The organism is Variovorax sp. YR634, from assembly GCF_900106655.1.
Lineage (GTDB): Bacteria > Pseudomonadota > Gammaproteobacteria > Burkholderiales > Burkholderiaceae_C > Variovorax.
The window spans coordinates 63838-88871 of the sequence record NZ_FNOL01000004.1 but is presented as its reverse complement, the minus strand read 5'-3'; the positions used below and the strand labels follow the sequence as shown (position 1 = coordinate 88871).

The window sequence follows — 25034 nt, the reverse complement described above, 5'->3', positions numbered from 1 at the left end:
GACGGGGTGAATTGATCGTTTTTGGCGCAAAAGCCGGCGCGTTCGCGGGGGTTGCGGCAAAGGCGGGATAATACCCGAATCCCCTCTGATTCCTGTATTAGCACCCGCTTCGGCGTGCGATTACCCTCGCTTTTTTGGGCCGTTCCGACCTATGTCACTCTCCGCTTCCGATATTGAGCGCATTGCCTCTCTGGCGAGGCTGCAGCTTGCCTCCGATGAAAGCGAGCGCATGCTCAGCCAGATCAACGGCTTTTTCGATTTAGTCGAACGTATGCGTTCCGTGGACACCACGGGCGTCGAACCGCTGGCCCATCCGGTGGCCGCGCTCGAAGACATCACGCTGCGCCTGCGCGACGACGTGGTGAGCGAACCCAATAACCGCGAAGCCAACCAGAAGAGTGCCCCGGCCGTCGAAGCCGGCCTGTTTCTCGTGCCGAAGGTGATCGAATAATGAGCAGCGGTGAATTGCACCAGATGAGCGTGGTCGCGCTGGCCAAGGCGCTGGCCGAGCGCAAGGTTTCGGCCGTCGAGGCCTCGCAGGTTTTTCTCGGCCGCATGAAGGCGCACGAGTCGCTCGGCACCTTCGTCGACGTCAATGAAGAAGTCACGCTGGCCCAGGCCCGCGCCGCCGACGCACTGATTGCCACCGGCAACGCACCGACGCTGGCCGGCGTGCCGATCGCGCACAAGGACATCTTCGTCACCGCCGATTTCGCCACCACCGCCGGCTCGAAGATGCTCGCGGGCTACCGCTCGCCCTTCGACGCCACTGTGGTCAGGCGCCTGGCCGAAGCCGGGGCGGTCACGCTCGGCAAGCTGAGCTGCGACGAGTTCGCCATGGGCTCGGCCAACGAGAACATCGCCGTGCCCGCCGTGGGCCACGACAAGGCCGTGCCCGTGCAGAACCCCTGGAACCGCGAGCGCATTCCGGGCGGCTCTTCCGGCGCCAGCGCGGCTGCAGTCGCGGCACGCCTGGCCCCCGCAGCCACCGGCACCGACACCGGCGGCTCGATCCGCCAGCCCGCGTCGTTCTGCGGCGTGACCGGCATCAAGCCCACCTACGGCCGCGCCTCGCGCTACGGCATGGTGGCCTTTGCGTCGAGCCTCGACCAGGCCGGCCCGATGGCCCGCTCGGCCGAAGACTGCGCGCTGCTGCTGTCGGCCTTCTGCGGCCCTGACCTCGACCGCGATTCGACCTCGCTCGACAAGCCCGCCGAGAACTTCGGCCGCTCGCTGAACGACTCGCTCGAAGGCCTGCGCATCGGCGTGCCGAAGGAGTTCTTCGGCGAAGGCGTGGCGCCCGGCGTGCGCGCGGCCATTGACGCGGCGCTCGCGCAGTACGAGAAGCTCGGCGCCAAGCGCGTCGAGGTCACGCTGCCGCGCACCGAGCTGTCGATTCCCGTGTACTACATCATTGCCGCGGCCGAGGCCTCGAGCAACCTGAGCCGCTTCGACGGCGTGAAGTTCGGGCACCGCACGCAAGCCTCCTACGATCCGAAGGACGAACAAGAGAGAAGCGCGCTCACGCAGATGTACGAACGCACGCGCGCAGAAGGCTTCGGCGACGAAGTAAAGCGCCGCATCATGATCGGCACCTACGTGCTCTCGCACGGCTACTACGACGCCTACTACCTGCAGGCGCAGAAGGTGCGCCGCATGATCGCCGACGACTTCCAGCAGGCCTTCAAGCAGTGCGACGTAATCGCCGGCCCCGCTGCGCCCACCACCGCATGGAAGCTCGGCGAACACGGCGACGACCCCGTGGCCGACTACCTCGCCGACATCTTCACGCTGCCCGCCTCGCTGGCCGGCCTGCCCGGCATGAGCGTGCCCGCGGGCTTCGACGGCGGCATGCCCGTGGGCCTGCAGCTGATCGGCAACTACTTCGGCGAAGCGAAGCTGCTAAATGCGGCGCACCGCTTCCAGCAGGCCACCGACTGGCATGCACGCACGCCGGAGGGCTTTTGAGATGAGCGAGACCGTGAACACATTCGAAGCACAACAACAGGGCCGCCCGACCGGTCCGCTGGTGCGCGGCTATGAAGTCATCATCGGCTTCGAGACGCACGCGCAGCTGTCGACCGCGAGCAAGATCTTCAGCCGCGCTTCCACCGCCTTCGGCGCCGAGCCCAACACGCAGGCCTGCGCGGTCGACCTGGCACTGCCCGGCACGCTGCCCGTGATGAACAAGGGCGCCGTCGAGCGCGCCATCAAGCTCGGCCTCGCGCTGGGCTCGCACATCGCGCCGCGCAGCGTGTTCGCGCGCAAGAACTACTTCTACCCCGACCTGCCCAAGGGCTACCAGATCAGCCAGTTCGAGATCCCGGTCGTCCAGGGCGGCTCGGTTTCGTTCTTCCTCGGCGAAGAACAGAAGACCGTGCGCCTCGTGCGCGCCCACCTCGAGGAAGACGCGGGCAAGTCGCTGCACGAAGACTTCATCGGCCAGAGCGGCATCGACCTGAACCGCGCCGGCACGCCGCTGCTTGAAATCGTGACCGAGCCCGACATGCGCTCCACTGCCGAGGCCGTGGCCTACGCGAAGGAGCTGCACAAGATCGTCACGTGGATCGGCATCTGCGACGGCAACATGCAGGAAGGCAGCTTCCGCTGCGACGCCAACGTGTCGGTGCGCAAGCCCGGCGACAAGCTCGGCACGCGCCGCGAGATCAAGAACCTGAACAGCTTCAAGTTCATGCAGCAGGCGATCGACTACGAGATCCGCTGGCAGATCGAAGAGATCGAGGACGGCCGCGAGATCGAACAGGCCACCGTGCTGTTCGACCCCGACACAGGCGAGACGCGCGCGATGCGTGCCAAGGAAGACTCGGCCGACTACCGTTACTTCCCTGACCCCGACCTGCCCCCGCTGGTCATCGCCGCCGACTGGATCGAGCGCGTGAAGGCCACCATGCCCGAACTGCCGCGCGCGATGGCCGAGCGCTACGTGCGCGACCACGGCCTGTCGGAATACGACGCGGCGCAGCTCACGCAGAGCGCGGCGCTCGCCGCCTACTTCGACGAAGCCGTGAACGCGGGCGCCACGCCCAAGCTCGCCAGCAACTGGATCACCGGCGAAATGGCGCGCCGCCTGAACGCCGCCGAGATCGGCATCGAGGCCGCACCGGTGAAGGCACAGCAACTGGCACAGCTGGTGAAGCGCATCGCAGACGGCACGCTGCCGAACAACGCCGCGCGCCAGGTGTTCGAAGCCCTGTGGACCGGCGAAGGCAGCGATGTCGACGCGATCATCGAAGCCAAAGACCTGAAGCCGATGAACGACACCGGCGCGCTCGACAAGATCCTCGACGAAGTGATCGCGAAGAACGCCAAGAACGTCGAGGAATACCGCGGCGGCAAGGAGAAGGCGCTCAACGCCCTCGTGGGTCAGGTCATGAAGGCCAGCGGCGGCAAGGCCAATCCGGCGCAGGTCACCGAGCTGCTGAAAGCCAAGCTGGGCTGATGGCAGGAAACCGGGGCCTTGGTGCAAGGCCCCGGCAGGTTCATCAGCGGGGATTCCCGCCGTTCTGCGGCGACCAGAGCGTCTTCAGACGCGTGCGCTCTTCGTCGAAGCGCGCATTCACCCGCTTCTTCTCTTCTTCCTGCTCCGCAATGAAGCGGTTCTGCACCGCCACGCTCTGGGTGTTGTCTTCAAGCTTGCGGCGCACCGCGCCCGGCGCCTTGCTGGTGTCCTGCTTGTAGAACTCCATCTCCTCGTCGATCTTCTTGCGGTCTTCGCTCAGCTCGGCAATGCGCTTGCGCGCCGCCTGGGTCACCGCATCGATCTGCGCCAGCGCCTCGCTGCGCTCGCGGTCGTGCGTGGCGAGGTTGGGGTAGCGCACCAGCAGCGCACGTTCGCGGCGCCGCTCGTCGGTCAGGCGCGCGGTCTGGATAGCGGCTTCGCGGGCGCGGTCTTCGCGCTCCTGCAGCTCGCGCGCGGTGTAGGTCGGCTCGACTTTGCGGCGCACCGAGCCGCTCGGGTTCAACTCGCGCTGCTCGCGGTCGGTGCACTCGGCAATCGGCCGGTCGGCCGTCAGCGTGCGGCCGCGGGCATCGGTGCAGGTATAGATGCCGGGGGAGGCGCCTTCCACTTTCTGCGGTTGCGCTTGCAAGGCGCCGCAGAACGAGGAAACCGCCAGGAAGAAAGAAGCCGACGCCAGCAGGCGGATCGGCTTGCCGTGATCGTCGCGTGCGTCGTGCATGGGCGCCCTTGCCTCAGCTGGTGGCGCCGTAGCGCGTGCGGTAGGCCAGCACGCGCTCGCGGTGCGCGCCCAGGTCGGCAGCGGCGTTGCCCGAGAGGTAGCTCAGCAGGTCGTCCAGCGTGGCGATGGCAATCACCGACAGGCCGAGCTGGTTGCGCACGTACTGCACGGCGCTGTGGTTTACGTCGACACCGTTCTCGGTGGCCTTTTCCTGCCGGTCGAGCGCGATGGCCACTGCATGCGGCGTGGCGCCCGCTGCCTGGATCGCCGCGATCGACTCGCGCACCGCGGTGCCGGCCGACATCACGTCGTCGACGATCAGCACGCGGCCCTTGAGCGGCGCGCCCACCAGGTTGCCGCCCTCGCCGTGCGCCTTGGCTTCCTTGCGGTTGTAGGCAAAGGGGTAGTTGCGCCCGCGCCGGGCCAGCTCGGCGGCTACCGTGGCGCCCAGTGGAATGCCCTTGTAGGCGGGGCCGAAGATCATGTCGAATTCGAGCCCGCTTTCGATCAGCCGGTCTGCATAGAATCCGGCGAGCCGGGCGATCTTGCCGCCGTCGTCGAAGAGCCCCGAATTGAAGAAATAGGGGCTCATCCGACCGGCCTTGGTCTTGAATTCGCCAAAGCGCAGCACGCCGGCATCCAACGCAAACTGGACGAAGTCCTGTGCGACCGCGCTGCTTTTCTCACCATCTACAGCCATCGGGAATTCCTTGTGTTCAAACTGACCAGTCTCAATCTCAATGGCCTGCGTTCGGCCGCTACCAAAGGCGTGGCCGACTGGGTGGCCGAACTTGCGCCGGATTGTATTTGCATGCAGGAGATCCGCGTCCAGGCCAGCGACATCGAAGGCCGGTTTGAGGAAATGGCCGGCCTCAAGGGCCATTTCCACTTCGCCGAGAAAAAAGGCTACGCCGGCACCGCCATCTACACCAAGCACAAGCCAAGCCAGGTCGTGGTGGGCTGGGGCGACGCCGAGTTCGACGCCGAGGGCCGCTACCTCGAACTGCGCTTCGACACGCCCAAGCGCAAGTTCTCGGTCATCAGCTGCTACTTCCCGAGCGGCAGTTCGGGCGAGGAGCGGCAGGAGGCCAAGTTCCGCTTCCTGAAAGGCTTTTTCCCGCACCTGGTGGCACTGAAGAAGGAGCGCGAGTTCGTGCTGTGCGGCGACATCAACATCGCCCACAAGGAGATCGACCTGAAGAACTGGCGCGGCAACCAGAAGAACAGCGGCTTCCTGCCCGAAGAACGCGCCTGGATGACGAAGCTGCTCGACGCCGGTGCCGAGGGCGCCGGCCTGGTCGACGTGTACCGCATGCTCAAGCCCGACACCACCGGCGATGCCTACACCTGGTGGAGCAACCGCGGCCAAGCCTATGCGAACAACGTGGGGTGGCGGCTCGACTACCACCTGGCCACGCCGAAGACCGCGGCGCTGGCGCGTACCGAGCAGATCTACAAGACCGTGAAGTTCTCGGACCACGCGCCGATCACGGTGGATTACGACTTCAAGCTGTAAGCCGCGGCCTAGCCGCAGCAGCCACCCATCCGCCCGCGCCGATAGAACGGCCCGAGGTCCTCGGCCAGCGCCTTGACGGTCCCGCGCCACGACAGGGCGCCAGCAGCATCCGCCGCCAGTGCGCCGCGCATGCGTGCCAGCAGTTCGGCGCGCAGCGCGGGCTCGTCGATGCCCTGCACGCGGCCCGCATCGACCACCACGCGCCCGCCGACCAGCACCTTGGCGATGTGGCTGCCGTTGCCGCGCGCCAACAGCAGGTCGAGCGGATCCGTCTCGGCGAAGAGCGCGTCGTCGTCGAGCGCATCCCAGTCCAGCAACACCAAGTCGGCCGCGGCGCCGGGCACGATGCTGCCGCCGCCAGCCAGCCCGCCGCGCACGCTGCGCGGACCGTTGCACGCGGCAAAGGCCCAGAGCTGGTCGCGCGTCATCGTGGTGTCGTAGCCCCAGCCGCGGTGCAGCGAGTACGCCAGCCGCATCTCGCGCAGCGCGTCGTCGTCTTCATCGAAGGCCATGCCGTCCAGGCCCATGGCCACGCGGCATCCGTGCCGCAGCATCTCGGGCACCGGCGCAATGCCCGACTTGAGCCCCAGGTTGGAGCTGGTGTTGACCGCGATCGTCGCGCCGCGCTCGCCAATCAGCGCCAGTTCCTCGGGCCGCGCCCAGGCGCAGTGCGCGAGCGTGAGGCGCGGGCCCAGCAGCCCGATGTCGTCGAGAAAACGGACGATGCCGCCGGGGTGGTTGGCATCGGCCCAGTCGCGCTGATAGCGCGTTTCGAGCAGGTGCATGTGAACGGGCCGGCCCGTGTCGGCCGATGCCTGCGCAATTGCCTCGAGCAGCGGCGTGCTGCACCACTGCACCGCCGTCGGGCCGTACTGGACGGTCGCGTGGCCGCCATGGCCGTCCTCTTCCACCATGCGCGCGACCTCGTCGACCAGCGCAAGCTGCTGCGCGGGAGCCACCGGCTTCACCGCCAGCCGTTCGGCCACTGCATGGCGGATGCCGGGGCGCAGCGCCGCCAGAACGCTCGCGTCGTCGCAGTAGGCAATGCCGTGGCGGTCGCGCATGGCAATGGCGAAGCCGATGCGCACGCCGACGTCGCGCGCCGCGCGCGCCACCGCCCTAGCCTCGTCGACATAGGCCATGCCGCCCTGCACGCGCGTGTAGTGGACCATCAGGTTCGCCACGCCATGCCGCACCGAACGCGCGAACGAGGTCGCGGCGCAAAGGTACGGGTCCATGCCCGGCACCACGCCCAGGAACGGCAGCCAGCCTTCGAGCGGCTGGCCGAAGGCGCCCAGCGTGGCGCTGCGGAAGGTGCGCGCATGATCGTGCGCGTTGGTCAGCGCCGGCAGCGCGAGCAGGCGCGGCGTGCCCGTGCCGGCGACGGCCTCTTCCGCCAGCGGCGCGATCGACCGGATGCAGCCGTCCTCCAGCCCGATGCGCACATCCGATTGCGCAAGCTGCGCGCCGGGATCGGCCAGCAGCCATGCGCAGTCGAGCGGGCCTTCGTGCATGCGAGCGGACATGGCGTTTCCTTCGTAGTCGGGTGGGCGTTCAGAGCGCAGCGATCTTGCGCTCCGCAAGCGGCGGCAGGAAGCGCCGGTCGAAGACCTCGCCTGCGGTCGGTGCATTCGCCAGTTCGAACGCTTCCTTCACCTGCCCGATGGCACGCGTCATGCGCGCGTCGTTCACGTCACCGATACCGCCGGTGCCAACCTCGGGCGTCAGCATCACGGTGCGAAGCGTGTAGAGCAGGCGCCGCTTCTCCAGCGCCTGGTTGAGCAGCGGCTCGCGCTTCATCAGCGCGGCAATGGCCGCGTCGGGGTCGGCCACGGTGTCGCGCACCGCCTTGTTGACGGCACGCACCAGCCCGGCCACGGCCTGCGGCTTGTCCCTGAGCAACTGGCGGGACACCAGCACGCCGTTGCCGTACAGGTCGACGCCGTGGTCTCCGTAGTGGAACCAGCGGATGTCCTTGTCCGGGTCCACGCCCTGCGCCACCAGGTTCATGTAGCTGGTCACCGAGAACACGGCCGAGCCCTCGACGTGGTCCTTCAGCAGCATCTGCTCCTGCAGGTTGGGTGCCATGCTGGTCCACTTGACCTTGCCCGCGTCCACGCCGTTGCGGGCCGCCATCAGCGGGAACATGCGTTGCGCGGCGCCGCCGGCCGGCGAGCCCAGCGTGCGGCCCTCAAGGTCCTTGAGGGTCCTGATGGGGCTGCCCGCCTTCACGATGAGCGCGAACGGCGCGCGGTTGTAGACCATGTAGACCATCACGGGCGCGGCGCCGGGCTTGGCGGCCGCGTTCTGGATGACCGCATTCACGTCGCCGAAACCCGCGTCGTAGGCCCCGGCCATCACCTTGGTCACGGCCGCCGCCGAGCCGTCGCCCTGGTCGATCGTCACCGCGAGCTTTTCCGCGGCGAAGTAGCCCCGGTCTTCGGCGAGGTAGTACCAGGCATGGATGCCCTGCAACTTCCAGTCGAGGACGAACTTGATGGGTGTGAGCTGCTGGGCGCGTGCTTCGCGCACCGGAAGCGCCGCGAGCGATGCGCCCAACGCGGCGGACACCGCGACGACCGCTGCGCGGCGGGATACTGGAAAGGACATGCGAGGCTCCCGTGGGTTGAATCAGATGGCTTCGAAGAGAACGTCCTGCGCGCCTTCCCACAGCACCCTGGTGCCGAGCGTGCGCAACTGCTCCCGCCCTTCGACGATGGTGAGGAAGTGGTTGCCCGCAAGCGTGCCCATCTTGCTGGCGAAGCTGCAGGCGCCGTAGGCCAGGATGATCTCGGTCTCGCTGTAGCCGCCGGGGTAGAACAGGATGTCGCCCACCGACGGATGGCTGGTGTGGTTCTCGAAGCCCACGCCCAGCTGGAAGTCGCCCAGCGGCACCCAGCAGCCTTCGCCGCTCCAGCGCACGTGAATGAGCTTCTGCCGGTAAGGCAGCAGGCGGCGGAAAGCCGCGACGGTGAGCGGCGCGTCGGGGTGCGTCTGCGCCACGAAGCGCAGGCCGCCGGCGGTGATACGGACGAGATCGCTCATGTCGTTCATGCCATTGCCATGTCGGTCTTGCGCTGGGCCCAGCCCGTCATGCGCCGCTCGACCAGCGACGAGACGGCATACAGCGCCACCCCCATCGCCGCAAGCAGGAAGAGCCCGGCGAACACCATCGGCACATCGAAGTTGCCGCTGGCGATCATCATCACCGTGCCGATGCCCTGGTTGGACGCGACCGTCTCGCTCAGCACGGTGCCCACGAAGGCCAGCGTGATCGCGATCTTGAGCGAGGCGAACAGGTAGGGCAGCGCACGCGGCAGGCCCACGTTCCAGAGAATGTCGCGCTTCCTCGCGCCGAGCACGCGCAGCACGTCCTCCAGCTCGGGCTCGGTGCTCGCGAGGCCGGTGGCCACGTTGACCACCACCGGAAAGATGCTGATCACCATCGAGGTCAGGATCGCCGGCACCGTGCCCGCGCCGAACCACACCACGAACAGCGGCACCACCGCCACCTTCGGAATGCTGGAGAACCCCACCAGCAGCGGATAGGTCACGTCGTAGGCCAGCTTCGAAGAGCCGATCATCACGCCGATGACGATGCCCGCTCCCACGCCCAGCACGAAGCCGGCGAGCGTGGTGTAGAGCGTCTGCACGGTGTGCGGCCACAGCAGCGGCATCTTCTGGACCAGCACCGCCGCGATCTGGCTCGGGCGCGGCAGGATCAGGTCGGACACGCCGAAGGCCAGGCACACCACCTCCCAGAGCACGAAGAAGCCGACGAGCGCGCCCGCGGAAAGCAGGCGTTGCCGTGCGAGCGGCGCGATCATGCGGCCACCTCTTCGAGCACATTCCCAGGCGGCACCAGCATCGGTACTGGCACCGCATCGCTTTCGCGGCGCGCCTGCGCGATGCGCATGCGCAGCTGCTGCACCAGCGCCGCGAACTCGGGCGCATAGCTGCTCTCCAGCGTGCGCGGCCGCGCGAAGCCCACGTCGCGCGTTTCGAGAATGCGCCCCGGCCGCGCGCTCATCACGCAGATGCGGTTGGCCAGATAGGCCGACTCGCGCAGGTCGTGCGTCACCAGCAGCACGGTCGGGCGCTTGGCGATCCACAGCGTCTGCATGATGTCCCACAGCTCCTCGCGCGTGAACTGGTCGAGTGCGCCGAAGGGCTCGTCGAGCAGCAGCAGTTCGGGCTCGTGCACGAGCGCACGGCACAGCGAGGCGCGCTGCAGCATGCCGCCCGACAGCTGCCACGGCCGCTTGTCGCCGAAGCCCTTGAGTCCCACCTGCGCCAGCAGCGCATCGGCGCGCTCGGCGTATTCGCCGCGCTTCTTGCTGCGGTAGTGCTGCCGGAAGGGCTCGACGATCTTGAGCGGGATCATCACGTTCTCGCGGATCGTGAGCCACGGCAGCATGGTCGGGTTCTGGAAGGCGAGGCCGATGCGAAGGCGCGGCGCCGCCGACGCATGCGCACCCGCCGGGGCCAGCGTGCCGGCCGCGCCCACCTCGCGCCCGCCGGCAATCACCGCGCCCGCACTCGGCCTCAGCAGGCCGGCCACCAGCTTCAGGATGGTTGACTTGCCGCAGCCGCTCGGGCCCACCAGGGCAACGAAGTCGCCCTTCTCGATGTCCAGCGTCGTATGGTCCAGCGCGATGGTGCCGCCGCCATAGCGCAGCATCACGTCGGACAGTTGGATGAATGCGTTGCCCATGAGGTCCTTCAGGAAAATGTGGAGTCCGTGTCGTCCACCCGCAGGATCGCGGCCACCGGGCCGCCGCCCGCGGGCCCCTGGTGCTCGGCGCCGCCCGACACGTACAGCGCCGTATGGCCGGCCACCGAGGCCAGCACACCGCCCACCACGGCACGCGCATGGCGCGTCGAGTGAATGTCGGAGTCGTTGAGCATGGTGTGGCGCGTGTCGCGCACGCGGCCGTCGGGGCTGGCCTCGGCCTTCGCGAGCAGGTTCACGAGCCGCGCCGACAAGGCCTGCGCATCGCGCTCCGGGTCGAGCCCGAAGGCATCGCGCAGCAAGGCGCGCACGCTCGCGGCGTCGATCGCATCGCGCATCACCGCATGGGCGATGCGGAACGCCGACGCGCTGCCTTGCGCCTCGCCGAGCACGATGACGACGTTGTCTTCCAGCTCGATGCCGGCCGAGGCCGATGCGCGCGCGGAGAACAGCCGCCAATCGCTCATCACGCTGGCATCGCAGACCTCTTCGCGCGCGACTTCGCCAAGCGCGACCGCCACACCGAGCGCCGATGCGCCGCGCGAATAGCCCATCGACTCATAGCTGTCGTGGGTCACGGGTGCGGCGCCGCGTGCCAGCGCGGCGGAGACCTTGGCCGCGGTAAGCAACGGGCACTTGACCTGCACGAAGTGCACGTCGTCCGCGCTCTCGATGCCCGCATCGCGCATGGCCTCGGCCACGGCTTCGGCCGTGGCGTCGACCTGTGCGGTGCGGCCCAATTCCTCCGGCAGGAAGGCGCGCGTGTGCGCGACGCCGACCACGAGGCGCTTGCCCAGGCCAGCCGGCGCTTCGGCCACCCAGCGCCGCGTGAACACCGTGAAGTGCGGCGACAGCACGCCCTCGGTGCCGCCCGACATCACCAGCGCCACGCGGGCATGCACCGCGTCGGGCGTGCAACCCAGCGCGGGCGCCAGCAGATGGCACCAGGCACTGGATGCGTACTCGCGCGTGAAGTCGTTGACGCAGCCGTTGCCTTCGGTCTTTCCCATCACGGCCACGATGTCGGCCGCGACGATCTCGCCCGCATCGATCAGCGCCCTGGCGCCGCTCAGGTCGCCCGGGCCGTTGCACGGAATGCGCCATACCTGCACCTGCTGCACGCGGCCCGCGTTCATGCGGCGCTCCAATCCACTGCACCCACCGGCACGGCCGTCGCAGGCACACCGGCCGGCGTCTGCAGGATGGCGCTGCTGTAGTGCTCGGTGTTGCGCGGCTTCGGAGTGGGCATCTTCTGCACACCCTTCACCGTGCGCCCCCAGCCGACCGCATCGCTCACCAGCTTGCCTTCGCGCATCACGAAGCGCCCGCGCAGCAGCGTGTGCAGCGGATAGCCCTTCACCGCGCGGCCGTTCCACGGCGATATCTTGCTGATGCTCTGCAGCCGGTTCTGCGACAGCGTGCCGGCGCGCTGCATGTCGACGATCGCGATGTCGGCGTGCGCACCCGGCGCGATCACGCCCTTGGTGCCATACAGGCCCCAGGCCCTGGCCGGGTTCACCGCGCTCCAGCGCACGTAGTCCATCAGCGTGGCGCGCTCGCGGTTCACCTCGGTCAGCATCAGCGGCATCTGCGTCTCCACGCCCGGAAAGCCGCAGTCGCAGTCCCAGATGCTCTCGCGGGTCTTCTCTTCGGGGGTGTGCGGCGCGTGGTCGGTCGCGATCATGTCGAGCGTGCCGTCGAGCAGCGCGTCCCACAACGGCTGGTTGTGGCGCGCCTCGCGGATCGGCGGGTTGAGCCGCATCACGCCGCCGAGCTTCAGCATGTGGCTGGTGTTCAGCAGCAGGTACTGCGGGCAGGTCTCGGCCGTCACGTCGACGCCGCGGCGCTTGGCTTCGCGCAGCAGGAAGAGCGAATCGGCCGCGCTGTGGTGCGCGATGTGCACGCGCGCGCCGGTCCACTCGGCCAAGGTGAGCACGCGGCCAATGGCTTCGATCTCGGCCACCGCCGGGCGCGCGGCCAGGTGCGCCATCGCATCGATGCGGCCGGCGGCCTGCATCTGCTTCTGGCGGCGCTGCAGGATTGACGAGTTCTCCGCATGCACCACGGTGCGGATACCCAACGGGGCGAGCTTCTCGAAACCCTCGAGCAACGCACCATCGGTGGGCGCGGGCAGGTTGCCGAAGGTGTTGCCGACAAAGGCCTTGAAGCTGGTGACGCCGGCGTCGAGAAGTTCTTCGAGCCGCTCGACCGTATCGTCGCCCAACAGGCCGTGGATGCCGAAGTCGCAATACGACGACTCAGCTGCCTTCTGCTTCAGGCGCAGGGCCTCGACGGTGCCCGTCGCCGGATTGGTGTTGGGCATCTCGAACACGGTGGTCACGCCGCCCATCGCGGCCGCGGCCGAGCCGGTCTTCCAGGTTTCCTTGTTCGGGTAGCCCGGGTCGCGGAAATGCACGTGGCTGTCGATGGCGCCCGGCAGCAGGAACAGCCCGTCGGCGCGCATCTCCTCGCGCGCCGGCGGCATGGTGTCGTCATGGCCGACGGCCACGATGTGCTCGCCTGCGATGGCCACGCTGGCTTCGATGATCTGGTCTGCGGACACGACGCGCGCGCCGCGAATGACGAGGTCGACTTCTTTCATGCCGGTCTCCTCAGAGCATGGCCCAGCCGCCGTCGACGGGCAGGTCGACGCCGGTGATCTGTCGGGACACATCGCTCGCCATGAAGAGGCAGGCGTTGGCAACGTCGGCATCGGTGGAGACACGGCGCAGCGCATAGTCGGCCGCGTGCCGCGTCATCGCTTCTTCCAGCGTGATGCCGAGCTTGTCGGCCATGTTGGCGCACACCTTCTCGCGAAAGCGCGGCCCGTCGACCATGCCGGGCGCCACGCAATTCACGTTGATGCCGTACGGGCCGGCCTCCAGTGCAAAGCTCTTGGTGATGCCGCGCAGGCCCCACTTCGAGGCCGAGTAGGCCAGGCGGCCGGCGCGTCCGCGCATGCCGAAGGTGCCGCCGACGTTCACCACCTTGCCGCTCCTGCGCTCGATCATCGAGGGCAGGACGGCGCGCATTGTGTTGAAGCAGCCTGTCATGTTGAGCTGCACGATCTCGTCGAATTCCTCGCTCGTGGTTTCCCAGCCGGTCTTGCCGATCGGGCCCGAGCCGCCAGCCACGTTGACCAGCACGTCGATGCGGCCGAAGGCCTCCAGCGCATGCGCGGCCAGTGCCTCGGTCTGCGCGCCCACGGTCAGGTCGCAGGGCACGACGACCGCATCGACGCCGAGCACGCGCGCCTCTTCGGCCACAGGCTCGATGGCATCGGTGTCGCGCCCGGCCAGCACCAGCTTCGCGCCTTCCCGTGCAAAGGCCAGCGTCACGGCGCGCCCCATGCCCTTGGCCGGGCCGGTGATGAGCGCCACCTTGTCTCTCAGTTGCAGTTCCATGTCGTTTCTCGCTTTCAGTTCAAAGTCTTGGAGGGGCGCTCGGCGCGCGCGGGCAGGAAGCTGCGGTCGAACACTTCGGCAGGCGCCGGTGTGCGCGGCAGCTGGTTGGCGTCCACCACGATGTCGATGGATTTCTTCAATCGCGCGTCGTCCACGTCGCCCAGGCCGATGCGGGCCACCTCCGGGTGGCTCATGTCGTTGCGCAGCGTGGCGAGCAGCTTTTCCTTCTCGACCTCGCGCTTGAGCAGCGGCTCGCGCTTCATGACGTAGTCGATGCCCATGTCCGGGTCGGCAATGACTTCCTTCACCGCGCGGTTCAGCGCCTTCACGAAGCCTTGCACCGCCTTGGGGTTGTCCCGGGCGAAGACGCGCGAGAAGAACACGGCGTTCGAATACAGGTCCATGCCGTGGTCGCCGTAGCGGATGAAGCGCAGGTCCTTCGCCGGATCGAGCCCCATCGCCTTCGCGCTGAAGCTCACGGTGGTGACGTAGCCGAAGGCGGCGTCGATCTGCCCGCGCGTGAGCATCTGCTCGCGCAGGTTGGGCGCCATGTTGGTGATGCTTACCTTCGACGCATCGACCTTCGCGATCCTGGCGAAGGCCGGGAACAGCTTCAGCGCGCCGTCGTTGGCGGGGCCGCCGATGGTCTTGCCTTCGAGGTCCTTGGGCGTCTTGATGGGGCTGCCCTCCTTCACCACCAGCGTGAAGGGCGGCGTGTTGTAGAGCATGTAGACCGCCACCGGCGCATCGGCCGGGCGTTTCGATGCCAGGTCGACCAGTGCGTTCAGGTCGCCGAAGCCGGCCTGGTAGGCGCCCGCCGCCACCTTCGGGATCGAGGCCGCGGAGCCCTCGCCCTGGTCGATCTCGACATCGAGGCCCTCGGCCTTGAAGTAGCCCTTGTCCTGGGCGACGAAGAACCAGGCTTGCGGGCCTTCGTACTTCCAGTTGAGCACGAGCTTGACGGGCACCTGCGCGGCGGCGGAAACGGCCGCCAGGGCCAGGCCGGCGGCAGCGCCCAGCGAAGCGAGCGAACGCACGAGGCGCGAGTTGGCGAAGAAGGACAGCGGCATGCGGAGGACTCCTAGCGTTTCTTGGAGAGTGAGGAAAGCGAAGCGAGCAGCGACTCGGCGGTTGCAACGAAACCGTGCAGCTGCTGCACGATGAAATGAATGCCGCGCGTCACGTAGGCCGGCGACGGGGTGCCGCACGCGTCCTTCAGCAACACGCAGTCGTAGCCGAGGAAGTTCGCGTCCTGCAGCGTCGAGAACACGCAGCGGTCGGTGTTGATGCCCGCGAACAGCAGCGTCGTGATGCCCTGCTGGCGCAGGACGCTGTCGAGCTCGTTGTCCCAGAAGCCGCTGAGGCGGTGCTTGTGCACCGTGATGTCGCCGGGCGCTACAGCCAGCTCGTCGATCACCTGCGCACCCCACTCGCCCTGCACGAGCGACGGGCCGTGGTCGATGGGCGAATGCTCCGCATAGCCCACGCCGTCTGCGCTGCGCTTGCCCTTGAATTGCACCGTGGGCGACAGGTTGAGGCGGTCCGCGCGAATACCCCAGTTGAGCCACACCACGCCGCCGCCAGCCGCGCGCCATGCCGGCAGGAGCCGCGCGATGGTCGGAATGGGCTTGCGCGCCGCGCGAATGCCGATGCCCTTCTGCGCGAACCAGCCCTCGGGATGGCAGAAGTCGTTCTGCATGTCGACCACGACGAGCGCGCTGCGCGCCAGGTCGAACTCGATCGGCTGCGGCTCGGCGGGCATCTGCACGGGCCGTGGCCGCTTCGGGGAGCGCACGAGGCTGACCCGGCCGCCGGCGAGTGTCCAGGCGTTGTGGGGCGCCGGACCGAAACGGACGGGCGGTTGCGCCGCATTGGTGCGCGAGGGTGCAGATCGGCGTGTCATGCGAGATCGGCACGCAGTCGCCGTGCCAGAAGGTGCTCCGAATCCATACCGATTCACGTACTGCCCGTTGCCGTTGCGGCAACGGTAAAAGCGGCACTCCTGGCGCGCTTCGTGCAATCGCCACGGGCATGAACCACCTTCGCTTCCTGCGCTATGCAGACGAGGTCGCCCGGGCCGGCTCGATCCGCCAGGCGGCCGAGCGGCTCCATGTCGCGCCCTCCGCCGTCAACCGCCGCATCCAGGACCTGGAGGACGAACTGGGCACACCGCTCTTCGAGCGTTTGCCGCGCGGCATGCGCCTGACCGCCGCGGGCGAACTGTTCGTGCGCTACATCCGCGGCCGCTCTTCGGAGCTGGAGCGGGTGCGCTCCGAAATAGAAGACCTGCAGGGCCTGCGCCGGGGCGCCGTCCGGCTGGTCGCCAGCCAGGCGCTCGCGCCGCGCTTCCTGCCGGCGGCCGTGAATGACTTCGCTGCGGAGCACCCGCTGGTGGCTTTCGATGCGCGCATCGGCGACCACGTGCAGGCCGCCGACGCGCTGCGCAGCTTCGAGAGCGACCTCGCGCTGGTGTTCAACCTGGCGCCGGAGTCCGACATCGAGCGCGTGTGCGCGGTCGAGCAGAAGCTCATGGCCATCATGCACAAGCGCCATCCGCTGGCGAAGTCCAAGACCCTGCGCCTGAGCGATTGCGCCGACTACCCTGTGGTGCTGCCGAACCGCGACACCGGCGGACGCCAGATGCTGGAGCGCTTTCTCGCCCGCAGCTCCACGCGGATAAGGGCCATGGTGGAGAGCAACAGCTTCGAGTTCCTGCGCGGCTGCCTCTACGACGGGCGCTCGATCTCGTTCCAGATGGCCATCGGCGCCGCGGCCGAAGCCCCCGACATCGTGGCGCGGGACATCGAGGACCGCGGCTTTCCGCGTGGCGAACTGGTACTGGCCAGCCTGCGCGGCCGGCAGTTGCCGGTGATCGCCTATGCCTTCGCGGAGTTCCTGCGCAAGCGGCTCGCCGGGGCGCAGGCCGCGGACGCCCGCTAGCGCGACAGCGCGGGCAGCGCCTTCTCCAGCGTGGCGACGAAGGCCTGCATGGCTTCGGTCTCGCGCGCGCCGCGCTTGGTGATGCGGAAGAAGTCGAGCCCCACCTTCGGCTTGGTCAGCACGTCGGTGCGCACGCGGTGCCGGCGGCAGGCGGCCAGCGCGAAGGTCGGCATCACGGCCGTGCCGAAGCCGGCCTCCACCATCGAGATCAGCGTGCCGAAGAAGTTGAACGCGGGCCGCTGCGCGTCGGCACGGCCGATGGTGGCCAGATGCTGGTCGATCACCTTCTGGATCGGGTTGCCGGGCGGCAGGCCGAGGAGTTCGGCGCTGCGCAACACGGACCATGGCGCGGTGCCGATGGCAGGCGGCTCTTCGCCATCACCATCGCAAGGCGCCACCCGCATCAGGTGAAAGCGCCCTACCGGCGTGCGCTCCAGCCCCGCCGCGGCCTTGAAGAAAAAGCCCAGGCCCACGTCGGCATCGCCGGCCGCCACCATCGCCTCCACGTCGCGCAGGTCGGCGTCGAACAGGCGCAGGCTCACCTGCGGATGCGCCGCGCGGAAGGTGGTGAACACCTGCGGCAGCAGATGCGAGGACACCAGCGGCGTGGCCGCAATGCGCAGCGTCTGGCGCGCGGCGTCGCCCTCGGCACCCAGCTCGGCCGCCACGTCGTCGAGGTCGGTCACCAGCCGTTCGACCACCGGCAGCAGGCGTCTCCCCGCAGGCGTGAGGCTCACGACGCGCGTGGTGCGGTCGAACAGCCGGCAGCCCAGCTGCCTTTCCATCTCGCGGATCAGGATGCTGAGCCCCGCCTGCGTGATGTGCGCCTGCTCGGCCGCGCGTGTGAAGTTGCCCATGCGTGCCACCTGCAGGAATGCGCGCATCTGGCGGGTCGATAGGTTCATAAGGATTCATGATAAATCCATATCACATCTAAATTTCCCAAATGACCAGCTTGCGTTCCTAATGCGGCCCGAGACAAAACCGAACGCAACGACCGACCATTCATGAGCAACGAAGTCATCATCCTGGGCGCCGGCATCGGCGGCCTGACCCTGGCGCTGAGCCTGCACCAGGCCGGCATTCCCTGCCGCGTTTACGAGGCCGTGCCCGAGCTGAAGCCGCTGGGCGTGGGCATCAACCTGCTGCCGCATGCCGTGCGCGAGCTCACCGAACTCGGGCTGCTGGACGCCCTCGACAAGGTGGGCGTGCGCACGCAGGAGGCCGTGTTCTTCACCGAGCACGGCCAGTTGATCTTCCGCGAGGCCGCCGGCCAACACGCGGGCTACGACTGGCCCCAGTTCTCCATTCACCGCGGCGACCTGCAGACGGTGCTGTACGAAGAGACGCTGAAGCGCCTCGGCCCCGACAGCGTGGTGTGCAACCGCCGCTGCACGGGCGTGACACAGGACGCCGGGGGCGTCACCGTGCACTTTGCCGATGCGCCTTCGGTGCGCGGCGCTATCGCGGTCGGCTGCGACGGCATCCACTCGGCGCTGCGCAAGCAGCTGTACCCGGATGAAGGCGCACCGCGCTATTCGGGCGTGAACATGTGGCGCGGCACCGCGCGCTGGAAGCCCTTTCTCTCGGGCGGCAGCATGGTGCGCGCGGGCTGGCTCGCGGTCGGCAAGATGGTGATCTACCCGATCCGCAACGACATCGACGCCGACGGCAATCAGCTCGTGAACTGGGTCGCCGAGATCCACGCGCCACAGCCCGCCCTGCGCGACTGGAGCCGCGCGGGCCGGCTCGAAGACTTCCTGCCTGCGTTTGCCGACTGGCACTTCGACTGGCTCGACGTGCCCGCGCTGATCCTCGCGTCGGACACCATCCTCGAGTACCCGATGGTCGACCAGGACCCGCTGCCGCGCTGGACGCACGGCCGCCTCACGCTGCTGGGCGACGCGGCGCACCCCATGGTGCCGCGCGGCTCCAATGGCGCCGGGCAGGCGATCATCGATGCGCGCTTCCTGGCCGGTGCGCTGAAGGACCTGGGCGTAGGCACCGCCGCGCTGGAGGACTACGACCGCGTGCGCGTCAAGGCCACCACGAACGTGGTGCTGACCAACCGCAGCAACCCGCCCGACGCGATCCTGCGCGAAGTGTTCGAGCGCTCGGGCGGCAAGCGCTTCCGGAACATCGAGGACGTCGTGCCCGTCGCCGAGCTGCAGGCCATCTCGGACAACTACAAGCGCGTGGCCGGCTACGACCCGGTGGCGCTGAAGGCGCGCGCCTCCTACCTTTGAGCATCACTGAAAAGAACACGGAGACACGACCATGCGTTCGCTTATCAAAAAGACCCTTGCCGCCCTGCTCTTCGCAGCCGGCGCCACCGCCGCCTGCGCCTGGCCCGACCAGCCGATCACGCTGGTGGTGCCCTACACGCCCGGCACCGGCATCGACCTGGTGGCGCGCCAGCTCTCGGCCCGCCTGCCCGCCCTGCTGGGCCAGCCGGTGATCGTGGAGAACGTGGCCGGCGCCAGCGGCAACATCGGCAGCGAGCGCGTGGCTCGCGCCAAGCCCGACGGCTACACGCTGATGGTGCAGGTCAACACGCTGGTGATGAACCGCAGCCTGTATCGCTCGCTGAGCTACGACCCGGTGGCCGACTTCGCGCCGGTGTCGCTCACCTCGTGGGGCACGCTGCTCCTGGTGACGAACCCGAACGTGCAGAAGGCGACGACGGTGTCGCAGATGGTGAGCGCGGCCAAGGCGGCGCCCGGCAAGCTGACCTACGCCACGCCGGGCGTCGGCACGCCGCATCACCTGTCGATGGCGCTGTTCATGCAAGGCACGGGCACCGAGATGCTGCACGTGCCGTACAAGGGCACGGCCGGCGCGGTGACCGACCTGCTGGGCGGGCGCATCGACTACATGTTCCTGCCGGTGCACGTGGCGCTGCAGCACATCCAGGTGGGCAAGCTCAAGGCCATTGCCACCGGCAGCGGCAAGCGCCTGCCGCAACTGCCCGACGTGCCGACGCTGGCCGAAGCCGGCGTGACCGCCGACAACGTCGACATGTGGTACGGCGTGCTCGCGCCCAAGGGCACGCCGCCTGACGTGGTGGCGCGACTCAACAAGGAGATCGCGGCAGTGCTGAAGCAGCCCGAGGTAGCGAAGTCGTTCGAGTCGCAGGGCATGGTGCCGGCCAGCTCGACGCCGGCCGAATTCGGCACGCTGATGAAGAAGGATGCGGACCGCTGGGCCGCAGTCGTCAAGCGCGGCAACATCACCGCTGACTGAGGCAGCAGCAGGCTCGTTCAGCGCGGCGCCGAGGCCTTCCCCGCGTGCCGCGCCAGATGCACCTGGTGCAGCGTGATCTTGCGCACCTCGGCCTGGCTGGTCTCGATGTGCGCGCGCAGCAGCATCGCGGCCTGGTCGCCGCGATTGGCTCGCACGGCCTTCAAAATCTTCGCGTGCTCATCGTAGGTGGCATCGATGCGCGGCTGCTTGGTGAAGTCGAGCCGGCGGATGATGCGGATGCGGTCGGTCACGTCGCCGTGCACGCGCGCCATCTCGGCGTTGCCGGCAGCCGCCACGAGCGAACAATGAAAGGCTTCGTCCCACTGCGCCACCTGCGCCATGTCGCTGCTGCGCTGCGCCGCGGGCACCAGCCAGATGCCGGCCAGCGTGTCGAGCAGGCCGCGATCGATGTGGCGGTCGGTCTCGCACAGCCGGTGCACGGCGGTGGTCTCCAGCACCATGCGCAGGTCGTAGAGCTGCTCGAACTGGTCGAAGTCGAAGGGCAGCACGCGCCAGCCGCTGCGGAACAGCACTTCGACAAAGCCTTCCTGCTGCAGCCGGAACAGCGCCTGCCGCACCGGCGTGCGCGATACGCCGAGCCGGTCGCTGATCTCGCTCTCGGTAAAGCGGTCTCCGGGCACGAGGATGAAATCGGCCACGTCGCGCTTGAGCTGCGCGTAGACCTCGTCGGCCCGCGTGCGGAAAACGGCCGTATCGGTGGCAGTAACGGGAGATTCGGGGCGGGTTCGAACGGTAGACACGTGTGGAATGGTAGTCGCTGGCGTCGGCGTCAAGAAGAAGGGCTGCTGTTCAACGCCTCGAGCAGTGCGGCGCTCGGCGCGGTCCAGCCGACGATGCCGCCCTGGGCGCGCACCATGTCGAGCGTGGCCGCCTTGAATGCCGGGAAATAGCTTTCGGTGCAATCCTCCAGCAGCAGGCTGTCGTAGCCGCGGTCGTTGGCTTCGCGCATGCTGGTCTGCACGCAGACCTCGGTCGTGACGCCGCCGAACAGCAAGTGGGTGATGCCGCGCTGCTGCAGCAGTTCGTGCAGGCCGGTAGCATAGAACGCGCCTTTGCCGGGCTTGTCGATGACGATCTCGCCGTCGATGGGGGTGAGCGCTTCGATGATCTGGTTGCCAGGCTCGCCAGCCACGAGGATGCGGCCCATGGGGCCTTCGTCGCCAATGCGCAGCGTGGGATTGCCGCGGTTTCGCTTGGCCGGTGGGCAGTCGGAGAGGTCGGCGGCGTGCGCTTCCCTTGTGTGCACTACGAGGCCGCCGGCTTGTCTCCACGCCCGCAGTGCTTCTTTGGTTGCGGGGACGATGGCTTCGAGCAGCGAGACATCGTTGCCCAGCGTTTCGCCGAAGCCACCGGGCTCGATGAAGTCGCGCTGCATGTCGATGAGGACCAGCGCTGTCTTTGCTACGTCGAACTCGTAGGGGAAGGGGTTGGCTTCGTTTATGCGCATGCTGTTGCTCGCTGGTTCCGTGGGCGAGGGTGCGGCACCTCGAAAGAAAACAGAGCACTCATGCCGCCGCCTTCAACGGCTCGTGATGACCGCCGCCCATGTGGGCTCCGATCACATGCCGCTCGGCTCCGGCAGCCGGAGTCTCGAACACGATCTGGCCTTCGCTCATCACGACGATGCGGTCTGCCAGTTCGAGCAGTTCGTCCAGGTCTTCGCTGATCAGCAGCACCGCCCCGCCCTTCTCGCGTACCTGCACGATGCGTGAGTGGATTTCGGCGACGGCCGCGAAGTCCAAGCCGAACACCGGGTTCGCGGCGATCAGCACGTTGATGTCGCCGGCCAGCTCCCGGGCCAGCACCGCGCGCTGTACGTTGCCGCCGGAGAGGCTGCGGATCGGCGCGCCTTCGCCCTGCGTCTTCACGCCGTACTCCGCGATCCATTCGCGCGCCCTGCTGCGCCAATAGGGAAAGCTCAGTACACCGCCGCGCGACAAGGGCGGTTGATCAAAGTCTCGCAGCGCCATGTTTTCCGCGACGCTGAGGTCACCCACACAGGCGTTGCGCAGCGGCTCTTCGGGAAGGCTCCGGACCTTGAGCTTGCGGTTCTCGGCGCGATGCGCACCATAGGCCTGCCCCATTACCGTGACCTTGCCCGCAAGGCGCGGACGCTGACCGACGAGCGCCTCTACAAGCTCGCGCTGCCCATTGCCGGAGACGCCAGCCACGCCGAGGATTTCTCCTGCGCGCACGAACAAGCTCAGGTCGTGCAGAGCCAGCGTGCCGCGATCGCCTTGCGCCTTGAGTCCTTCGACCTTCAATGCAACCGGCGCATTGGCAGGCACGGGCTTCCTGGCAACAGGCGTCGATGTCGTTGCCTGCTCGCCGCCCATCATGGCCTGCGCCAGTTGCGCCGGGCTGGTGTCCACAACTCGGCAGTGATGCACCGCCTTGCCCCGCCGCAGCACCGTCACGCTGTCGGCATACGCCATCACCTCGCGGAACTTGTGCGTGATGATGAGCACCGTGCACAGCCCGCTGCGCGCGAACTCGCGCACATGACCCAGCACCTCGTCGGCCTCCTGTGGCGTAAGCACCGAGGTGGGCTCGTCCAGGATCAGCAGGCGCGGCTTCAGGTACAGCTGCTTGAGCAGTTCGAGCTTCTGCTTCTCGCCGGCCGCGAGCTCAGAAGGGCGCACGTCCAGGTCGAGGCTGAACGGCGTGGTCGCAAGAAAGTCTTTCAGTTCCGCGCGCTTCGTCTTCCAGTCGATCAGCGCCGGCGTCTTGCCGCCTGCGAGCAACAGGTTCTCCGCCACCGTCATGCCGGGCGCCAGCGTGAAATGCTGGTAGACCATGCCGATGCCCAGCGCGCGCGCCACGATGGGGTTGGCGATGTCCTGCTCGCGCCCGTCGATCAGGATGCTGCCCTCCTCCGCGCGCTGGAAGCCCGCCACGCACTTCACCAGCGTGCTCTTGCCCGCGCCGTTCTCGCCAAGCAGCGCATGCACCGTGCCGGGCTCGACGCGCATCGTCACGCGGTCCATGGCCGTGAAGGCGCCGAAGCGTTTGGTGAGCTCGTAGGTGTCGAGCGCGAGTGCACCAGTGCCTGAGGGAAGGCCGCCGATGGCGTGGGGTGATGTGGCGCTCATGTTCGTTTGCCATCCCTTCGGTGCGTGTTCGGGGTGCCGCCTATCAATAACCGCTCTGACCGATCACGTCGATGGGGTGCCTTGCGCAGCGAAATAAAGGAGGAGCCCGAAGGGCGGGGGACATTCGCGGAGCAAGGTACCCCGTCGGCGTGATCGTGCCCCGAACAAAGCAGCGTCATACAACCGCCAGCAAGGCCTGCGAGGTGGCATGCGCCCCGAACACGCCGCCCTGCATGGTGATCATCTTCAGCGCAGCAAGATGATTGCCGTAGTCCGTCGCAGCCGTGCAGTCCGACAACAACAGGCACTCGAACCCCCGGTCGTTCGCGTCGCGCATCGTGGTGTGCACGCAAACATCGGTCGTGATGCCCGCAAGGATGATGTTCTCGATGCCACGCGTACGCAGGATCAGTTCGAGGTCCGTCGCGTAGAACGACCCCTTGCCCGGCTTGTCGATCACGATCTCGCCCGGCAGCGGCGCAAGCTCGGGAATGATTTCCCATCCCGGCTCGCCCCGCACCAGGATGCGCCCGCACGGCCCGTCGTCGCCGATGCCCACGCCATTCGCACCGATCTGCCGCGACCGCCATCGCTTGTTGGCCGGCAGATCGCCGAGGTCGGGCCGATGCCCTTCGCGCGTGTGGATGATGTGATAGCCCAGCGGCCGCAGCACCGCCAGCGTACGCGCGATCGGCTTGATCGGCGCCTGCACCAGCGACAGGTCGTAGCCCATCACGTCGACGTACCCGCCCTTGCCGCAGAAGTCGGTCTGCATGTCGATGACGATGAGCGCGGTGTTGTCGGGCCGCAGCGCGCCGTTGTAGGGCCAGGCATAGGGCTCGGCGGCCACGTGGCGTTCGGTGGTATTGGCGATGGTGGTGGTCATGGTCGTCATCCTGCGTAGTTGCGTTGCGGCGGCGCGAAGCCGCAACTCGTGCCGTCGGTCACCTTCACCTCGGCGCTCCACGGCAGCCTGTAGGTGCCGGCGGCCATGTCGTGCATGTAGGTGTAGGGGCAGTCCTGTGCGCCGCCCTTCACCGCGACATACCCGCGGTGATAGAGCTGGTAGATGTTGTTCTCCACGCCCCAGCCGGTGCGGGCCTCGCGCACGAGGTCGGGGCGTAGCTCGGCGGTGATGATCTCGTCGACGCGGCCACCGCCCTCGACCAGCACGGTGCCGTCGAAATTGCAGAACATGCCCTCGCCCATCGAGTCGAAGCTGCCATCGCTGCCGCACAGGCACACGCTCGCGGTGTACGCGAGATTGCAGAAAGCGTTGGCCTGGTTGGTGATCTTCCACGCATGGCGGATGGGCGCGGTGTAGCCGGCCGTACGCAGGATGATGTCTGCGCCCTTGTATGCAGCCTCGCGCGCCATCTCGGGAAACATGCCGTCGTGGCAGATGATGAGCGACAGCTTGCTGCCGTTGGGTCCGTCGCACACCGGAATGCCCAGGTTGCCGGGCTCCCACGGCTCGACCGGCACCCACGGGTGCAGCTTGCGGTAGTAGAGCCTGATCTCGCCGCGGTCGTCGATGATCAGGCCACTGTTGTAGGGATTGCCGCCGGGGTTGGCTTCCATGATGGAGAAGCAGCCCCAGATGCGATGTTCGAAGCAGGCATTCTTGAAGGCCGCGACTTCAGGGCCGTCGAGCGTGCACATGATCTCGGGGTTGGTGTCCATCGAGAGTCCGTGCAGCGCGTACTCCGGGAACACCACGAGGTCCATGGTCGACTGGTTGCGGCGGGCCTTGCCCACCATCTCGCAGATGCGCTTCGCCTGTGCGGCGAGGTCGGCCGGCGTCTTCACGCTCGGCAGCTGCAACTGCACCAGACCGACGACGACGCCGTGCGGCGACTTGTTGAGGCCTCCGAGACCGCTCATGAC

At 67.8% G+C, this 25034-nt stretch carries 25 protein-coding genes; 7 read left to right on the top strand and 18 right to left on the bottom strand.

The features are described from left to right. Positions 1-151: 151 nt before the first annotated feature. From gatC to gatB, 3 genes are read left to right on the top strand one after another with little or no spacing between them, the layout of a single operon-like run. Positions 152-451, top strand: a complete 300-nt coding sequence (gatC, locus tag BLV60_RS09425; RefSeq protein ID WP_093053537.1) for an Asp-tRNA(Asn)/Glu-tRNA(Gln) amidotransferase subunit GatC — start codon at positions 152-154, stop codon at positions 449-451. Next, entirely contained in the window at positions 451-1968 is a 1518-nt protein-coding gene (gatA, locus tag BLV60_RS09420) for an Asp-tRNA(Asn)/Glu-tRNA(Gln) amidotransferase subunit GatA (protein WP_093053534.1), read from the top strand. The genes gatC and gatA overlap by 1 nt, the downstream gene beginning before the upstream one ends. Position 1969: 1 nt before the next feature. Then, complete coding sequence (gene gatB, locus BLV60_RS09415) at positions 1970-3460, top strand: Asp-tRNA(Asn)/Glu-tRNA(Gln) amidotransferase subunit GatB (protein ID WP_093053532.1); 1491 nt, start codon at positions 1970-1972, stop codon at positions 3458-3460. 43 nt (positions 3461-3503) lie between these two features. Here gatB and BLV60_RS09410 read toward each other — a convergent pair whose 3' ends face one another. Continuing rightward, complete coding sequence (locus tag BLV60_RS09410) at positions 3504-4199, bottom strand: DUF4124 domain-containing protein (RefSeq protein WP_176928763.1); 696 nt, start codon at positions 4197-4199, stop codon at positions 3504-3506. Positions 4200-4212: 13 nt separating this feature from the next. After that, on the bottom strand, positions 4213-4899 hold the full coding sequence (gene pyrE / locus BLV60_RS09405; protein ID WP_093053529.1) for an orotate phosphoribosyltransferase: 687 nt from the start codon (positions 4897-4899) through the stop codon (positions 4213-4215). 12 nt (positions 4900-4911) lie between these two features. On the opposite strand from pyrE, the gene BLV60_RS09400 reads away from it, so the two are divergent. Continuing rightward, entirely contained in the window at positions 4912-5715 is an 804-nt protein-coding gene (locus tag BLV60_RS09400; RefSeq protein WP_093053526.1) for an exodeoxyribonuclease III, read from the top strand. Positions 5716-5723: 8 nt separating this feature from the next. Here the strand turns inward: BLV60_RS09400 and BLV60_RS09395 are convergent, their stop codons facing one another. Genes BLV60_RS09395 through BLV60_RS09350 form a run of 10 tightly spaced genes read right to left on the bottom strand, consistent with a single transcriptional unit; the run spans position 5724 to position 15754 of the window. Continuing rightward, positions 5724-7241 carry an amidohydrolase family protein gene (locus tag BLV60_RS09395; protein WP_256328915.1) on the bottom strand — a complete coding sequence of 506 codons (1518 nt, stop codon included), beginning with the start codon at positions 7239-7241 and terminating at the stop codon, positions 5724-5726. Positions 7242-7269: 28 nt separating this feature from the next. Beyond that, complete coding sequence (locus BLV60_RS09390; protein WP_093053520.1) at positions 7270-8325, bottom strand: ABC transporter substrate-binding protein; 1056 nt, start codon at positions 8323-8325, stop codon at positions 7270-7272. A gap of 21 nt (positions 8326-8346) precedes the next feature. Further along, positions 8347-8760, bottom strand: a complete 414-nt coding sequence (locus tag BLV60_RS09385) for a DUF3830 family protein (protein ID WP_093054233.1) — start codon at positions 8758-8760, stop codon at positions 8347-8349. A gap of 5 nt (positions 8761-8765) precedes the next feature. Continuing rightward, a complete protein-coding gene (locus tag BLV60_RS09380) occupies positions 8766-9542 on the bottom strand; it encodes an ABC transporter permease (protein WP_093053517.1) in 777 nt (258 codons plus the stop codon). After that, positions 9539-10429: an ABC transporter ATP-binding protein gene (locus BLV60_RS09375; protein WP_093053514.1), complete on the bottom strand. Its 891-nt coding sequence runs from the start codon at positions 10427-10429 to the stop codon at positions 9539-9541. The genes BLV60_RS09380 and BLV60_RS09375 overlap by 4 nt, the downstream gene beginning before the upstream one ends. Positions 10430-10437: 8 nt before the next feature. Continuing rightward, on the bottom strand, positions 10438-11583 hold the full coding sequence (locus BLV60_RS09370) for a cyanuric acid amidohydrolase (RefSeq protein WP_093054231.1): 1146 nt from the start codon (positions 11581-11583) through the stop codon (positions 10438-10440). Then, entirely contained in the window at positions 11580-13049 is a 1470-nt protein-coding gene (gene allB, locus BLV60_RS09365; RefSeq protein WP_093053511.1) for an allantoinase AllB, read from the bottom strand. The genes BLV60_RS09370 and allB overlap by 4 nt, the downstream gene beginning before the upstream one ends. Positions 13050-13059: 10 nt before the next feature. Then, positions 13060-13851, bottom strand: coding sequence for an SDR family NAD(P)-dependent oxidoreductase (locus tag BLV60_RS09360; protein WP_093053508.1), 792 nt, complete (start codon positions 13849-13851; stop codon positions 13060-13062). A 14-nt stretch (positions 13852-13865) separates the two neighbouring features. Continuing rightward, positions 13866-14921 (bottom strand): ABC transporter substrate-binding protein, encoded by a 1056-nt coding sequence (locus tag BLV60_RS09355; protein WP_093053504.1) that lies wholly within the window; start codon positions 14919-14921, stop codon positions 13866-13868. An 11-nt stretch (positions 14922-14932) separates the two neighbouring features. After that, on the bottom strand, positions 14933-15754 hold the full coding sequence (locus BLV60_RS09350; protein ID WP_093053501.1) for a cysteine hydrolase family protein: 822 nt from the start codon (positions 15752-15754) through the stop codon (positions 14933-14935). 128 nt (positions 15755-15882) lie between these two features. Here BLV60_RS09350 and BLV60_RS09345 point away from each other — a divergent pair, with 128 nt between their 5' ends. Continuing rightward, positions 15883-16791 (top strand): LysR family transcriptional regulator, encoded by a 909-nt coding sequence (locus BLV60_RS09345; protein ID WP_093053498.1) that lies wholly within the window; start codon positions 15883-15885, stop codon positions 16789-16791. On the opposite strand, the gene BLV60_RS09340 is transcribed toward BLV60_RS09345, so the two are convergent. Then, positions 16788-17696: a LysR family transcriptional regulator gene (locus tag BLV60_RS09340; protein WP_093053428.1), complete on the bottom strand. Its 909-nt coding sequence runs from the start codon at positions 17694-17696 to the stop codon at positions 16788-16790. The two genes, BLV60_RS09345 and BLV60_RS09340, sit on opposite strands and share 4 nt — an antisense overlap. A 102-nt stretch (positions 17697-17798) precedes the next feature. Here BLV60_RS09340 and BLV60_RS09335 point away from each other — a divergent pair, with 102 nt between their 5' ends. Both BLV60_RS09335 and BLV60_RS09330 read left to right on the top strand, forming a co-directional pair. Then, entirely contained in the window at positions 17799-19037 is a 1239-nt protein-coding gene (locus BLV60_RS09335; RefSeq protein ID WP_093053425.1) for a flavin-dependent oxidoreductase, read from the top strand. Between the two features lie 31 nt (positions 19038-19068). Next, entirely contained in the window at positions 19069-20034 is a 966-nt protein-coding gene (locus BLV60_RS09330) for a tripartite tricarboxylate transporter substrate binding protein (protein WP_093053422.1), read from the top strand. 17 nt (positions 20035-20051) lie between these two features. On the opposite strand, the gene BLV60_RS09325 is transcribed toward BLV60_RS09330, so the two are convergent. The 5 genes from BLV60_RS09325 to BLV60_RS09305 form a co-directional block, all read right to left on the bottom strand. Then, positions 20052-20795 carry a GntR family transcriptional regulator gene (locus BLV60_RS09325; protein ID WP_176928762.1) on the bottom strand — a complete coding sequence of 248 codons (744 nt, stop codon included), beginning with the start codon at positions 20793-20795 and terminating at the stop codon, positions 20052-20054. Between the two features lie 29 nt (positions 20796-20824). Then, on the bottom strand, positions 20825-21502 hold the full coding sequence (locus BLV60_RS09320; protein ID WP_093053416.1) for a cysteine hydrolase family protein: 678 nt from the start codon (positions 21500-21502) through the stop codon (positions 20825-20827). Between the two features lie 58 nt (positions 21503-21560). After that, positions 21561-23147, bottom strand: coding sequence for an ABC transporter ATP-binding protein (locus BLV60_RS09315; RefSeq protein WP_093053414.1), 1587 nt, complete (start codon positions 23145-23147; stop codon positions 21561-21563). A 175-nt stretch (positions 23148-23322) separates the two neighbouring features. Continuing rightward, complete coding sequence (locus tag BLV60_RS09310; RefSeq protein WP_093054229.1) at positions 23323-24033, bottom strand: biuret amidohydrolase; 711 nt, start codon at positions 24031-24033, stop codon at positions 23323-23325. Between the two features lie 5 nt (positions 24034-24038). Further along, the gene (locus BLV60_RS09305; protein ID WP_093053411.1) at positions 24039-25031 is read right to left on the bottom strand and encodes a formamidase; all 993 of its coding nucleotides are present in this window, start codon (positions 25029-25031) and stop codon (positions 24039-24041) included. Positions 25032-25034 lie beyond the last annotated feature (3 nt).